At 36.4% G+C, this 14,223-nt stretch carries 12 protein-coding genes; 4 read left to right on the forward strand and 8 right to left on the reverse strand.

The window, feature by feature from the left end; genetic code table 11:
• Positions 1-55: 55 nt before the first annotated feature.
• Positions 56-463 (reverse strand): tRNA (adenosine(37)-N6)-threonylcarbamoyltransferase complex ATPase subunit type 1 TsaE, encoded by a 408-nt coding sequence (gene tsaE / locus BLR30_RS13135; protein ID WP_089859642.1) that lies wholly within the window; start codon positions 461-463, stop codon positions 56-58.
• A 125-nt stretch (positions 464-588) separates the two neighbouring features.
• On the opposite strand from tsaE, the gene dnaG reads away from it, so the two are divergent.
• The 3 genes from dnaG (at position 589) to BLR30_RS13150 (ending at position 4,282) form a co-directional block, all read left to right on the forward strand.
• Positions 589-2,568: a DNA primase gene (gene dnaG, locus BLR30_RS13140; protein ID WP_089859645.1), complete on the forward strand. Its 1,980-nt coding sequence runs from the start codon at positions 589-591 to the stop codon at positions 2,566-2,568.
• 111 nt (positions 2,569-2,679) lie between these two features.
• Positions 2,680-3,366 carry an ATP-dependent Clp endopeptidase proteolytic subunit ClpP gene (gene clpP, locus BLR30_RS13145; RefSeq protein ID WP_089859648.1) on the forward strand — a complete coding sequence of 229 codons (687 nt, stop codon included), beginning with the start codon at positions 2,680-2,682 and terminating at the stop codon, positions 3,364-3,366.
• A gap of 367 nt (positions 3,367-3,733) precedes the next feature.
• Positions 3,734-4,282, forward strand: coding sequence for a type 1 glutamine amidotransferase domain-containing protein (locus BLR30_RS13150; RefSeq protein WP_089859651.1), 549 nt, complete (start codon positions 3,734-3,736; stop codon positions 4,280-4,282).
• Between the two features lie 359 nt (positions 4,283-4,641).
• Here BLR30_RS13150 and tpiA read toward each other — a convergent pair whose 3' ends face one another.
• From tpiA to BLR30_RS13175, 4 genes are read right to left on the reverse strand one after another with little or no spacing between them, the layout of a single operon-like run.
• Entirely contained in the window at positions 4,642-5,400 is a 759-nt protein-coding gene (gene tpiA, locus BLR30_RS13160) for a triose-phosphate isomerase (RefSeq protein ID WP_089859657.1), read from the reverse strand.
• 56 nt (positions 5,401-5,456) lie between these two features.
• Positions 5,457-5,807 carry a tellurite resistance TerB family protein gene (locus BLR30_RS13165; protein ID WP_089859660.1) on the reverse strand — a complete coding sequence of 117 codons (351 nt, stop codon included), beginning with the start codon at positions 5,805-5,807 and terminating at the stop codon, positions 5,457-5,459.
• A gap of 47 nt (positions 5,808-5,854) precedes the next feature.
• A complete protein-coding gene (locus tag BLR30_RS13170; protein WP_089859693.1) occupies positions 5,855-6,964 on the reverse strand; it encodes a BT_3928 family protein in 1,110 nt (369 codons plus the stop codon).
• Between the two features lie 4 nt (positions 6,965-6,968).
• Positions 6,969-7,532, reverse strand: a complete 564-nt coding sequence (locus tag BLR30_RS13175; protein WP_089859663.1) for a DUF1599 domain-containing protein — start codon at positions 7,530-7,532, stop codon at positions 6,969-6,971.
• 304 nt (positions 7,533-7,836) lie between these two features.
• Here BLR30_RS13175 and folP point away from each other — a divergent pair, with 304 nt between their 5' ends.
• Positions 7,837-8,610 carry a dihydropteroate synthase gene (folP, locus tag BLR30_RS13180; RefSeq protein ID WP_089859696.1) on the forward strand — a complete coding sequence of 258 codons (774 nt, stop codon included), beginning with the start codon at positions 7,837-7,839 and terminating at the stop codon, positions 8,608-8,610.
• 114 nt (positions 8,611-8,724) lie between these two features.
• On the opposite strand, the gene BLR30_RS13185 is transcribed toward folP, so the two are convergent.
• The 3 genes from BLR30_RS13185 to BLR30_RS13195 form a co-directional block, all read right to left on the reverse strand.
• A complete protein-coding gene (locus BLR30_RS13185; protein WP_089859666.1) occupies positions 8,725-8,961 on the reverse strand; it encodes a hypothetical protein in 237 nt (78 codons plus the stop codon).
• Between the two features lie 31 nt (positions 8,962-8,992).
• Complete coding sequence (locus BLR30_RS13190; RefSeq protein WP_089859668.1) at positions 8,993-11,200, reverse strand: hypothetical protein; 2,208 nt, start codon at positions 11,198-11,200, stop codon at positions 8,993-8,995.
• A gap of 350 nt (positions 11,201-11,550) precedes the next feature.
• Complete coding sequence (locus BLR30_RS13195; RefSeq protein WP_089859671.1) at positions 11,551-14,007, reverse strand: DUF5686 family protein; 2,457 nt, start codon at positions 14,005-14,007, stop codon at positions 11,551-11,553.
• Positions 14,008-14,223: the final 216 nt, after the last annotated feature.

The raw sequence follows: 14,223 nt of genomic DNA on the forward strand, positions 1-14,223 counted from the left end.
AAATTCTTACAGATCGTTATTTACATTCAATTTCAGAAACAAAGATACATAATATTTAGTCGAATGAGATTTCTCTCTCTTCACCGGTATTTATAATGCTCATTTCATGGAATTTAAGCCCGTACAGATCATCTTCGTACACTTCAGGCCATTCAATAATGCATAAAAAAGCATTGTCGAGGTATTCTTCAATACCGATATCGTAGACTTCGTCGATGTTTTTTAAACGGTACAGATCAAAATGAAAGACCTTTCCCTGTGGGGTGTTGTATTCGTTTACAATAGAATATGTGGGAGAACTTACTTCGTCACCGCTTCCCAGCTTTTTCATAAGAAACTGGGTAAAAGTAGTTTTTCCAGCGCCGAGATTGCCTTTTAGAAGGAGGATATTATATTTGAGTTCGGGAACGATTTTGTCAACAATCTCCTGCCAGTCGTCGATACTTTTTATTGTAAACTGCATAGCTTTATTTTAATGCAAAAATAGATAATGTAAGTGATTTAATAATTAAAATTTTAGCAATATTCTTGATAGTACATCCAGATACTTATGTCAGAATTGTTCTTAAAAATACCTATTTTTACATCATGATTTCCAAACAGACCATAGACAAGATATTTTCCACGATCAGGGTAGAAGAGATTGTAGGCGAATATGTACAGCTGAAAAGAGCAGGGTCTAATTATAAAGGTCTCAGTCCGTTTCATGACGAGAAAACACCAAGTTTCGTAGTTTCTGCAAGCAAGCAGATCTGGAAAGATTTCTCAACAGGAAAGGGAGGAACTGCAATTTCCTTTCTCATGGAAATTGAAAACTTCACGTATCCTGAGGCGTTGCGTCATGCGGCAAAAAAATACGGAATCGAGATTGAGGAAGATCAACGCGAGTTTTCAGAAGAAGCCAAACAGGCAAACACCGAAAGAGATATTCTTTACAAGATCCATGAAGTGGCCAACAATTATTTCCAGGAAATACTTTGGGATTCAGATGAAGGAAGATCTATCGGACTTTCCTACTTTAAAGAGCGTGAGCTTAGGGATGATATCATCAAAAAATTTCAGCTCGGATATTCTCCTGAAAAGAAAAATGCATTCACAGAATATGCTTTGGAAAAAGGCTACGCAAAGGAAATCCTCGAAAAATCAGGACTTTCTATCTTTCCTGAGAATACACCTTCAGGAGTTGACCGTTTTCGTGAAAGGGTAATTTTTCCGATTCACAGTTTTTCCGGAAGAGTATTGGGATTTGGAGCAAGAATTCTGAAGAATAATGTCAAAACGGCAAAATATCTCAATTCTCCGGAAACGGAAATTTATCACAAATCCAATGTTCTCTACGGCCTGAATCAAAGTAAGCAGGCAATTTCAAGAAAAAATGTCTGCCTTTTAGTGGAAGGATATATGGATGTGATCTCCCTTCATATGTCGGGAATCGAGAATGTTGTTGCGAGTTCAGGAACATCTCTTACGACAGAGCAGATCAAGCTCATCAAAAGGCTTACGGAAAATGTTACCATTCTTTTCGATGGTGATAATGCAGGAATAAAAGCCAGCTTCAGAAGTATCGATATGTTGCTTACAGAAGGAATGAATATTCGTGTCCTTTTGTTTCCTGACGGAGATGATCCAGATTCATTTGCCAGAAAGCACCCGCAGGAATATGTAGAAAAGTTTATTGAAAACCAGGCTATGGACTTTATAGACTTTAAGGCAGAAATTCTCCTGAAAGAAGTCGGAAACGATCCTATTAAAAAAGCTGAAGCCATCCGTGATATTGTAAAATCGGTATCGTTTGTTCAGAATGCCCTGAAAAGGGAAGTGTATCTGAAGGAAGTTTCTAATAAGTTTGGACTATCTGAGCAAAGTCTTTTCAATGAACTTGATGTTCAGAAGCAGATTACCCAGAACCAGACGCAGAAAATACAGGCAAGAACCGAAACGCAACAGCCGGCAAAACTTCAGATTGTTGATGAGCCGCGAGATCAGGTAGATCCTATTATTTTTAACGTCACAAAGCTGGAGAACGAACTTATCAATCATATGCTGAATTACGGTGATGTCGTTTTGCAGCGAACCACTCCTGACGAGCAGAAATATGAAATTACTGTGATCGAGGAAATTCTTCATCATTTTGAAGAAGACGGCTACGAATTTCAGGTGGAACTCAACAAAAGGATTGTCGATTATATTAAAGAAGGAATAGAAAAAGAGGAGCTTAGAAAAGGAAATTTCTTTTTCGGATTAATGGATGAGGAACTCAGTAAAGCGGCTGTTAATTCCATGAATATCTATAGCGAGCTGAATGACTGGGCGACCCGGAATATTTTCTCACCCAATTATGGGGATAAAATTCCTGAGCAGGTGGCTGGTGATATCCTGATCCATAAATTCAGATACGTTAATTTTTTAATTTTAAAAACTAAAAAAGAACTCGCAGATCATGCAGATTCTGATGAAGGTAAATATTTTGAACTCATCAAAAAGATCCAGATGCTTACCCTTGTATCAGTCGAATTATCCAAAATTCTGAATTATTCGGCAATTACCGGGATTTATTCTGACAGATAACGCTCAATTATTTTCTGTTTAAATAAAGTCTGTGACAAAAAGTCCTATAATATTTTAGGAATAAAAGTTGTAATTTAAACTTCGTAAAATTTAATAATACATAACAGAAATATGGACATTAAAAAAGAATTCAGAGATTTCTCTGTAAAGCATTTAGGAAATAGCGGTCTGGCTACCGATCAGTATATGGGAATGTATGGTCCTACGAATCTTACGCCGTACATCATGGAAGAAAGAAGATTAAACGTTGCACAGATGGATGTATTTTCCCGTCTGATGATGGACAGAATCATTTTCTTAGGAACAGGTATCGACGATCAGGTTGCCAATATTGTAACAGCACAGCTTCTGTTCTTAGAAAGTGCAGATCCTTCAAAAGACATTCAGATCTATATCAACTCGCCGGGGGGAAGTGTGTACGCAGGATTAGGAATCTACGACACGATGCAGATTATCAAACCAGATGTAGCTACGATCTGTACAGGTATTGCCGCTTCAATGGGGGCTGTTTTGCTTGTTGCCGGTGAAAAAGGAAAACGTTCTGCGTTGAAACACTCAAGAGTGATGATTCATCAGCCGTCAGGAGGGGCACAAGGGGTTGCTTCCGATATGGAAATCAACTTGAGAGAGATGTTAAAGCTTAAAAAAGAATTGTATGACATCATCTCCGAACACTCAGGACAAACCTACGATTGGGTGGAAAAAGCATCTGACAGAGACTACTGGATGACCTCAGAAGAAGCCAAAGGTTTCGGAATGGTAGACGAAGTTTTACAGAGATCAAAAGACAAGAAATAATTTTCTATTCACAGAAAAAATAGACCGCATCAGTTTTGGTGCGGTTTTCTTATTTTTTATCAGGAGCAATTGGGTTACTTAGACAAGCAGTATTTATTTTTATTTGAAGCTTTTCCGGCTTTTCGCACTCGCTATTTTCTTTGTTTCGGCGCGGCAGCGAAGCTGCCGCGCCGAAACAAAGAAAATGAGCTCAGACAATTGCTGCAATCCGGGCTAAAATATAAGTCAGCCTTAAAATTTTGTCATCATTATTTATACAGATATATTTTAGATCAGAAATAAAGACTTTAACAAACTTTATAAAATTAGACCTTCTCATGGCATCATTTTTACACTTAAAATGGCATAACACTTAAATCATAAAATTATGTCAAAAAAAATTGCAATTTTAGCAACGCACGGTTTTGAAGAAAGCGAATTGAAATCTCCAAAAGAACATTTGGAACAACAGGGGTGGACAGCACACATCATCAGCCCTGAATCAGGATCCATCAAAGCTTGGGCTGAAAAAGACTGGGGACAGGAGTATAAGGTTGATAAAACACTAGACGAAGCTAATGCTTCAGATTATGATGCATTGGTTTTACCGGGAGGAGTTATTAATCCGGATCAATTGAGAACTAACGATAGTGCGTTATCTTTCGTAAGAGAATTCTTTCAACAGCATAAACCAGTGGCAGCTATTTGTCACGGACCGCAAATTCTTATCAATGCTGAGGTGGTAGACGGTAGAAATATGACTTCCGTTAATTCCATCAGCAAAGACCTTAAAAATGCCGGCGCACAGTGGGAAGACAGTGAAGTGGTAGTAGACAATGGCTTAGTTACGAGCCGTACTCCAAAAGATCTTCCGGCTTTCAATGCCAAAATGGTAGAGGAGATTAAGGAAGGAAAACATGAGGAACAGACTTTGTAAACTCAATTGGGTAAAGCATATCGTAAAATTATCGGCGGCATCAAAGATGCCGCCGATAATTTTTATTCGTCCATTATTATCTTTTTCTTCCTAAAGAAAATAGTATAGATCAAAAGTGTTTGTATCAAAACATTTCCTATAAATATTAGCAACGACAGATACATTGGAATCGGTGCATAAAAAGGCAAAAGTCTGTTAAAGAAAACTGCCGGAGAACTGACAAAATACTTTATAAAAATAAAAGGATATTGCAGAAAATCCTGTTGTAGACCAATTAAAAACTGATCATACACGAGCATATATACAATATCAAATAAAAGGATTCCGAAAAATAAAAGAACGAACTTTTTCACTTATTTTTAATTAAAAGCCTCAATAATCTTAGAGAAATCCTCCAGTTTTAAGGCCGCTCCACCGATCAGTCCACCATCGATATCAGGTTGTGAGAAAATTTCTTTGGCATTATCAGGCTTCACAGAGCCTCCGTAAAGGATAGAAACTTCATCTGCAACTTCCTGTCCGTACTTTGCTGCAATAATACTTCTGATATGAGCATGAATTTCCTGTGCCTGCTCAGGAGTTGCCGTTTCACCGGTTCCGATTGCCCAAACCGGTTCGTACGCAATTACTACTTTTTTGATTTCTTCTGCAGAAAGTGTGAAAAGAGCAACTTCCGTCTGGTTTTTTACCACTTCAAAATGTTGTCCTGCTTTTCTCTGCTCCAATGTTTCACCATTACAGTAAACAGGAATTAATCCTTTATCTAAAGCCAGTTTTACTTTTTTGTTGCAGTGAGAATCTGTTTCACCATGGTATTGTCTTCTCTCAGAATGTCCGATCAAAGATCCCGTAGCATCGATAGACTCCAGCATATCAGCCGAAATTTCACCTGTGTAAGCTCCGCTTTCGTGCTCGCTCATATCCTGAGCAAAAACTCCGATTTCGTCTTTTTCAAAAATATCTTTAGCCATCATTAAATATAAAGACGGCGGTGCGATCCAGACTTCGCAGTTGGTTGTATTGTTGTTTTTATAGCTTAATAACTGAACCATCAACTGTTGTGCGTCAATTATATTTTTGTTCATTTTCCAGTTTCCTGCAACTATTTTTCTTCTCATAGTTTCTTATTATTTTTAGGAGTTGAGATTAGATAAAGCTAATTCTTAGATCTCAATTAATTAATATTCCAGATTTTTTTCAAAAGGGTATAGAAGGTATGTTCTTCGTCGGTTACCTTATTATCGGCTTTGATTAAAGTTTTGGCAAATTGGATAAAACTTTGACGCTCTTCTTCCGTAGAATCATCATAAAAACAGTTAGCATGAAACTCAAAATGTCCTTTCCATTCTTCGGGCTTCAGCAAAGCGATAGTTTCAAGTTCATTATCAAGATCCATTTTGAAAGGAAATTCGTCTGCCAGATATTGCTGAACCAGCATTCCTTCTTCCGGAGCAAATTCTCCGTCTACCGACGATAAGATCATCAATAAATGGTATCCTGCGATCGGTTTATTTGATTTCTGCATGAGTAAATATATAATTAAAGTTTAGTGTTTAGATTTTAGCTACAGAATTATTTAATGTATTCTTTTGCCGGCTGTTTATCTATGATTTTCCCGTTCTGCAAAACGAGAACAAATGGATTGCTTCTTGCAATTGTTTTAATAGCAGTGCCATCCATCATCATATTTTTAATAGTTTTAAAAGTATTCGGATCTGTGGAAACACCGTAAACAACATTGGCTTTTTGTGCTTTTACTTTTGCTTCCACTTGTTTAAGCAATTCCGGGGAAACTTCTTTCGGATGATAAGAAAATACAAGAATGGCTTTCGGAGCGTTGATGACTTCTTCTGTCACTTCCATTCCTGTAGGATCTTCGATCTTAAATTTTACAATTTCTGATTTATAGCCTTCTTTTACCAAAACCGATTCATTTTTTCCTTCTTCGATTTTCCATGGTGATCCTTCTGCCCAATACTTTGTTTCTTTAATATAATCATCCTGGTTTACTTTCAGTATTTCTCCTGTTTTCTCGTTTTTAAGAGAATAGAATGTTTTATATTCAGATGGATTTTTATTGATTTTTTCTTTCTCAGACTTCAGGTCGGTTCCTATTTTATAATCACGGAAATCAATCACCGGCTCATACAAAATTCCATAAGTTCCGATTCCGATCATGATCACGGAAAATACGGCCAAGAGGATATATCTTACTGTATTTGATTCTTTTTTTTCACTGTAGCTGTATTCGTTTTTTTTCTTAAAATCTTTTCTGTAAAGAATAAAGAGAATAATCAAAGCGAACAGAAGCACAATATCTTTAATGAAGCTTTGCCAAGGCGTAAATTTAATCGCATCTCCAAAGCATCCGCAATCGGTCACTACGTTAAAATACGCAGAATAGAAAGTCAGAAAACCAAAGAAAACACAAAGTGCGATTAATGCCGAAATGGTAAATTTAAGCTTGAGTTTTAGCAAAAGCATAAATCCGAGTAACAGTTCCAGCGTTACAACAATCACTGAAAAAAGCAGTGCAAATTTTTCAAAGAAAGGCATATTGAATACGGCAGGAGAGAAGTATTCTTCCATTTTAAAGGAAAAACCGACCAAATCTACCGCTTTTACAAATCCCGAAAGGATAAAAATAACCGCAATAACGAAACGTAATAAACCTTTAATCATATAATTAGTTTTTGGATTCAACCTTATTTTCCTTTTCAGAGAATTTGATGAGACAGAAAACAGAATAGTTCAGCATATCAAAATAATTGGCATCCAGACCTTCAGAAACAACCGTTACTCCCTGATTGTCTTCTATTTGTTTTGTTCTTAAAACTTTTTGATAAATAAGATCTGTGATCGACGAAATTCTCATATCTCTCCACGCTTCGCCGTAATCGTGGTTCTTGCGCTCCATCAATTGTCTGGCTTCGGTAGAATACTTGTCATAAAGATTGAGAATCTCTTCTTTGTTTTCATTAAAATCATTTGAAAAGCCCTTTTCCAATTGGATAAGTCCAATAATAGAATAATTGATAATAGCGACAAATTCACCCTCTTCGCTTTCATCCACCATTTTCTTATCGGTCATCTGCAAAGTACGGATTCTGTTGACTTTAATATAAATCTGATCTGTAATAGAGCTTGGCCTCAAAACTCTCCACGCCGGTCCGTAATCCTGTAATTTTTTACTGAAAAGTTCACGGCACTGACTGATAATTTTCTCAAACTGTACTGATGTTTCTGACATAAATTCTCTTAATCTTTCAAATATACGAATTTTTGTGTGTTGCAGGGTTTTGGAACTGGAGAGTTTAGAGTATAAAAGTAGGAAAGTATATACGTTTGAGAGTGTAGGTTTAGCGTTATAGAATTTTTAAACAAGAAGGAATTTTTGTTTTATTTTTGTACCATAAATTTCAGCTTATATCGTCATGTCTAATCATAATTTATCCGGCTCGCAGGTTTCTTCACTTTCGGACACTTTAAACCTCCAAACTTTTAACTCAATCAACTGCAATGGAAGATTGGTAGACCTTTCGTTTCCGAAAATTATGGGAATTCTTAACCTCACGCCGGATTCATTTTCTGATGGTGGAAAATTCAATACCGAGAAATCGGCGTTGGAGCAGACATATAAAATGTTGAAAGAAGGTGCTGAAATTATAGATATCGGCCCACAATCGACACGCCCGAACGCTGAATTTCTGAGTGCAGAAGAGGAAATCAAAAGGATAGGAGGTATGATCTCTTCAATTAAAAAAGAGTTTCCCGAAGCGCTGATTTCTCTTGATACTTTCTACGCTGAAACGGTAAGATTTGGCTTTAATGAAGGTATTGATATCATTAACGATATTTCCGGAGGGCATTATGATGCCAATATGTTTGATATCGCGGCAGAAACAAAACTTCCTTATATTCTGATGCACGTAAATCCTTCGTATGAAATGATGCATGATAAAATAAAATTCGCTGATATTCTTCTTTCAGTTAACCAATATTTTTCTGAAAAAACCAACGAGTTATTAAGTAAAGGCGTTAAAGATATTATTCTTGATCCTGGTTTTGGCTTTGGAAAAACGGTTGAAGATCAGATGAAGATGATCGATGAAGTAAAATATCTTGGATTTGGTAAATTTCCTTTATTGATCGGAATTTCAAGGAAATCTTTTATTTATAAACCTTTAGGAAAATCTCCTCTTGACATCAATGAAGAAACCCAGAAGCTTCACCTGAAAGTATTGCAGCAGGGTGCGAAAATCCTACGTGTACATGATGTGGCAGAAGCCAGGAAAACCGTTGATCTTTTTAAAAGTGGATCGTTTTAGAGTCTTAGGTTTTAGTGTAGAAGCGTTAATCTATTATCAAAAAGTAGTATAGATACCACAACTGTTGGGCTCTTTCGCATGCGCTAAGACCCTCAAACTCTCCCACTCTCAAACTCAATTCAGGTTCGCAAGTTTATCCGCAAACTGCTTTGAAAATTCTTTACGGTCTTCTTCCAGCTTTTCCTGATTCTGAGGAAGAATATAGTTGAAAAGTATTTTGTCTTCGTTATCCAGGAAAATGATTTCCTTTTCATTTCCGTCAATCATCTGGGCGAAAATTTCCCACATCGAAGTGTCTTTTAATTTTAATAATTCGAAAAATTGCTCTGCTTTTATTTCGATTTTTTGCATGTAGGTGTAGTATTGTTTTTGATTAAAATATTTAAAATTCCAAAAGTTTTAATTTAAACTGAACGGCAAAGTTCTGCTTAAAATTCCGGGTGGTATAATAACCCACCCTGTAAAATAATCCCAGGTTAAAATAAGTTGAAAGGAAATTGTTCCATTCAAGGCCGACTTCCTGATAGAGATGATTGAGCGGGCGAAACATGAATTGATGATATTCAGGATGTTTCATATTTCCGATAGTTCCTCTCAGTACGAAATCAAAACTTGAGATATTTTGTCCGAAACTTTTGAAATACAAAGGAAGTTTATGCGTAAAATAATATGCTACAAATCGGTCATTGTAATATTTCCCGCCTTCCAGCGTGGCAAATCCGAGAAATGAAGTCAGGTTAAAATTAAAATCTCTTCTTGGCGAAGCCAGTCCGTTCATGGTAAAGTTTTTCCAGATCGGGGCATCTCCGAACACCATTCCGCCATAGAGACGAAAACCGGTTGTACCTGCCATCGTCTTAAAATTATGTATAAAAAGCGCATCAAATCTGGTGTAATTAAAGTCTCCTCCCAACAATTTATAGCTCTGTTCATAATTAAAATACAGTTCGGGATACTTCTGGTCAATGAGGGATTTTCCCTGAGGAGTCATGATATTGGTAGAATTCGGAGAATATTTTAACGTAAATAAGGTATTGAAATTTCCAAAAGAAGGGCCTCTTCCGCGGAAAGAATAATCGAACATCGCTTCTTCAAGATTTTTTCTGGCCGCAAATACCAATGTTAATCCGTTTGTTACATCATTTAAATACGAAACAGAACCACCTCTATAACGGTAATAGCGGTCGTTATTCAAATTATTTCCATAGTTGGCCATTCTCATCTTGAAATTCCAGAGTCTTCTGTAAAATTCCCCGGAAGCGGTTACATCATCATAATAATCAGCCCTGAAATAGGAATCTTTTTCCAATGTCGTTTTAATATCGAGCCCGATTCTGTATTTCCATTTGTCATCTTTAAAACCATAGGCAAAAGTATAATCAGGAGAAAAATACGGATTGAAGCTTTCATTAAGTTTAGCTTTCAAACCAACCCGGAAGCCTTCGTATAAATTGTAATTAACGATTTCATCCACCGCAAAATCCACAACACCTACTTTTATCTGTCCGTTTAACAGCAAGCCTCCCAAGACTCTCGCTTTCCGGTCAATATTGTATATTTTTCCAAGACTGTCGATGGTTTTGTAGGTGTTTCTTTCTCTTTCTGTCAGAGGATCTGTTCTGTATTGATCCAGTGTTTTTCCGCCAATATTTCTTACAGAAAAAGTGTACCCTTTAAAATCTTTTTTATCATTTTCAGCAGGTGACTGGTAATCAAAGTAACGGGAAGTCAGAAAGGCATAAGTGCCAAAACTCTGTTTCTTATTTTTCTCACGTTTTTCGTCAGGATCTTCTTTTTTATCTTCTTCCATCACCATATTACTCATTTTGAGCTTTACAGTTTCATGGGCGAGAAACCATTTGTTGTTGAAATAGATCCAGGTGCTGGTAATGATGCCGTCGTTTTTATTTTTGCTGAAATTTTCGATTTTCTTAATACCGTAAGTGTCAGTATCAATATAAATCGCACCGTGATATTTTCTCTTCTTATCAGGGTTTTTGTAATTAACCTCCCTGAAACGGATCACAAAATTCTTCCTTCCGTCTATGTCAATAGTATCGGTTAAAAAGAACCGGTATAATCCTCTGTTCTCTTTTTTGAGCTGAGCCGGGAGCTGATCGCGGTTACTTTGCTGAAGGGCTATTAGTTCATAGATTGGCTGCTTCAGCCCGGAAATTCTGTTGTCAAGAATATTGATTTTTTCGCCGTATTTTTTTGAGTACAAAAATTCCTGAGCCCTTTCCCATAAAAATAATTTACTCTTTGAAAATATCTTTCTGGCTGAGACGTTGTTCAAAGAATCTTTCTCTCTTTTTTTTCTGAAAAATTCAGAGTTTTCAAAAAACTGCTTGTATTGGGAAATACTGTCTTCATCAATATCCAGAGAAATTTTTTCGTACGATTTATAAGAATAGGAATCCAGTGTTTTAGGAGAATTCTCCCTGAACTGCTGATTGACCTTTTTCAAAATTTCCAGCGCTCGGGGATCACTTTTATCTTCGATGACTACAGCCTCAATAGAAGTAACTTTTGATTGTGAAAAACCAAAAACACCCATACAGAAACATATAATCAATACAACACCTTTCATAAAAACAGGTCAAAATTAATAATATTTATTCTCCTGTAAAAGTTTTTATCCATTGATATTCACTGCCTATTTCATAAGAATTATCAATCACAAAAAAATCCCGGAATTTCCGGGATCTGGTATTTCATTTTTTAAATAAGATGTTTAAGCTTTTTATATAACCACAAAAGTCGCAAAAGATGAGTTTAATTTATATTTAAAGTTGATGACTATGAATGAAAAGATCACAATAGCTTAAAAATCTCCGATTTTTATTATTTTGAGAACTTTGAATATACTAATCATTGTGCTATAATTAACTTTTGTGGTTAATTCTGAAATTACTTTAAACAAGTTTAATATTACGGAATTTAGTTTAAAAGATTAAACTTTATCTTGATCCCCATATTTTCTTTGAATTCTGAGGTCTGATAATAGCCCAGCCTGTAGGAAAAACCTACACCGAATCCGGTGCCTAAGAATCTGTTCCACATCACACCGGCTTCCTGGTAATAATGATCCAACGCACGGAACTGGAACTGATGATCTGCTGCATTTTTAAAATCACCGATAGCCGACTGGTATTCAAGTTCGATATCTGAATATCTTTTACCCAAAGTTTTGAATCTGAAAGGAAGACTTTGTGAAATTTTAAACCCTGCAAATTTATCCGCAAAGAAAGTTCCCGAAGGCATGGTAGCAAATCCGAAATTAGAAGGCGTACTTATATTGGAATACCAGTGGTCGATATTGGCATCATTTTGTCCCGCAATTTCAAAGTTTTTCCAGATAGGAGCTGTTCCCGAAGAAATTCCCCCGAAAAGCTTAATGTTGGTATAGCCCAATTTTGATCTGAACTGATGGATAATTAACGCGTCAAGTCTGTTGTAATCCAAATCTCCGCCTAAGGTTTTAAATCCTTTTTCATAATTTAAAAATACCTGCGGATATCCTTTTTCATACGTGTATTTTCCGGAAGGTGTCATGATATTTTTGTCATTAGGCGCAAACTTTAAAGATAAAATCGCATTCGTATTGTCAAAGGCATTGCCCATGTTTTTATACTGGTAGTCAAAAAGAGCATTTTGTTTCTCTTTGTTTAGGGCAATTTTCATGCTTAATGAATTGGAAATATCATATAGGAAAGAAGCTCCGTATCGCTGATTCCTGTAGAACGTCGAATTATGAAGATCAAGATTAATATCCGATATTTTCATCATCATATCCCACATATGGTTGCTGAATCTTCCCGCCGCAAAAACATCATCTACGTATTCAACACGGAAGATGGAAGTTCTTTTGTCAGACAGCTTTACATCCAGTCCAAGCCCGTATTTCCAGCGGTGATCTTTAAATCCGTATCCGAAATATCCGTCAGGAGAAAACGTTTTACTGAACTTTTCATTGAGCTTTAAGCCGGCTCCCAGACGGATGCCCTGGTAGTTGTCATACTTGATGAATTTGGTAATGTCAAAATCAATCATTTTATAGCGAATGTTTCCTCTTAAAAGCTGCGTCAAAGTATTGAGTTTTTTCTCGAAATCATGTTTCTGAACAAAACTGTCGATTTTCGTATAGGTATTGCTTTCCCTTGTAGTCAGACTGTCGGTTCTGTATTGCTGTAGCAAGCTTCCGTCGGAGTTTTTCATTTCCAGGGAATAGCCTTTAAAATCGGAAGCTTTCTGCGGTTGGTCGATTTCAAAATCAAAGAACCTGTTTTTGACGTACAGATAATTTCCGAATTTCTTCTGATTGTATTTTTTGGTGTCTCCCGGTTTTAGGCTGTCTTTCTTCGAGGTATCAAAGCTTGTGTTGCCCATTTTAAGTTTCAGGTCTTCATAATCCAGGAACCATTTGTTATTGATGGGTTTCCAGACCGAGACAATATTTCCCTCATTGATCTTTTTGCTGATACTTTCAAATTTTTTAAGAGCATAGCTGTCGGCATCCACATAGATTTTGCCGTTGAATTTCCTCGGGTTCTGCTTCTTTTTGTCGGTAATCTCTTTAAACTTGATGACGTATGTTTTTCTTCCGTCAAGCTGTATGGTGTCGGTGAGGTAATAATTAAACAGCTTTCTGTTTTCCGGTCTCAGCTGTCTCGGGGTTCTGTCGAGATTCGAAACGTTGAGAGCCAGCGCTTCATAGATCGGATTTTTAAATCCAGACATTCGGTTGTCGATGATATTGGTTTTCTCACCGTATTTTTTTGAATATTTGTATTCCGTGGCTTTTTCCCAAAGAAACATTTGTCCCTCCGTCGACGCTTCAATGAAATCTTCTGCAATCAGAGAATCCTTTTTATCGCTTTCTTTTTGCTTAAAATCTTTATGATCGACCTTTGAAAGGGAGTCTTTTCTTGTGGCTAAAAAGTTTTTGTAAATATCAATGGAATCTTTATCCAGATCAATAGAATATTTTGCGTACGACTTAAAATTGTAAGATTCCAGGGATTTGGGAGAATTCTCTTTAGCTCTTTTATTGACTTCATCAAGAATTTTCAGTGCCCTCGGATCACTTTTATCATTAATCACCACACGGTCAATATTTCCTCTTTTCTCTGATAAAGGCTGCATGGAAATTTCCATATTTTTCTTTACATCTGCCGTTACATCTTCAAAATTGCTGGCCAGGATTTCTACTTTTTTACATTTCGTTTTAAAGGACAACGCTCCATTGAGATCCGTTTTCCCTAACAGGGCATCATCACAATAGACGGCTGCATTATAGATCGGTTGCTTGTCGGCTTTATTGAAAACCTTCAATTGAGTCTGTCCGAAAACCATTGCTGTAAAGAATAAAAACAGTGGCGATAAAAATTTTGTCATTAGTCCTTTTTTAATAGTAAGACAAAACTATTGATAAGAAAGTTACAAAACGACTGAAGAAAATATAATCTTTTGTTAAAAATAAAATCAGCTGTATCCCAATGTACGACCTCAGTCAGTACGATTTCTATGACATCTGCAAGTTATTTTCATACACAGAATTATTTTTTATCAAAGCATAAACTCTGTGTATGATTTTATTTCTAATTGCATTTA

The organism is Chryseobacterium taeanense (assembly GCF_900099685.1).
GTDB classification, from domain to species: domain Bacteria; phylum Bacteroidota; class Bacteroidia; order Flavobacteriales; family Weeksellaceae; genus Chryseobacterium; species Chryseobacterium taeanense.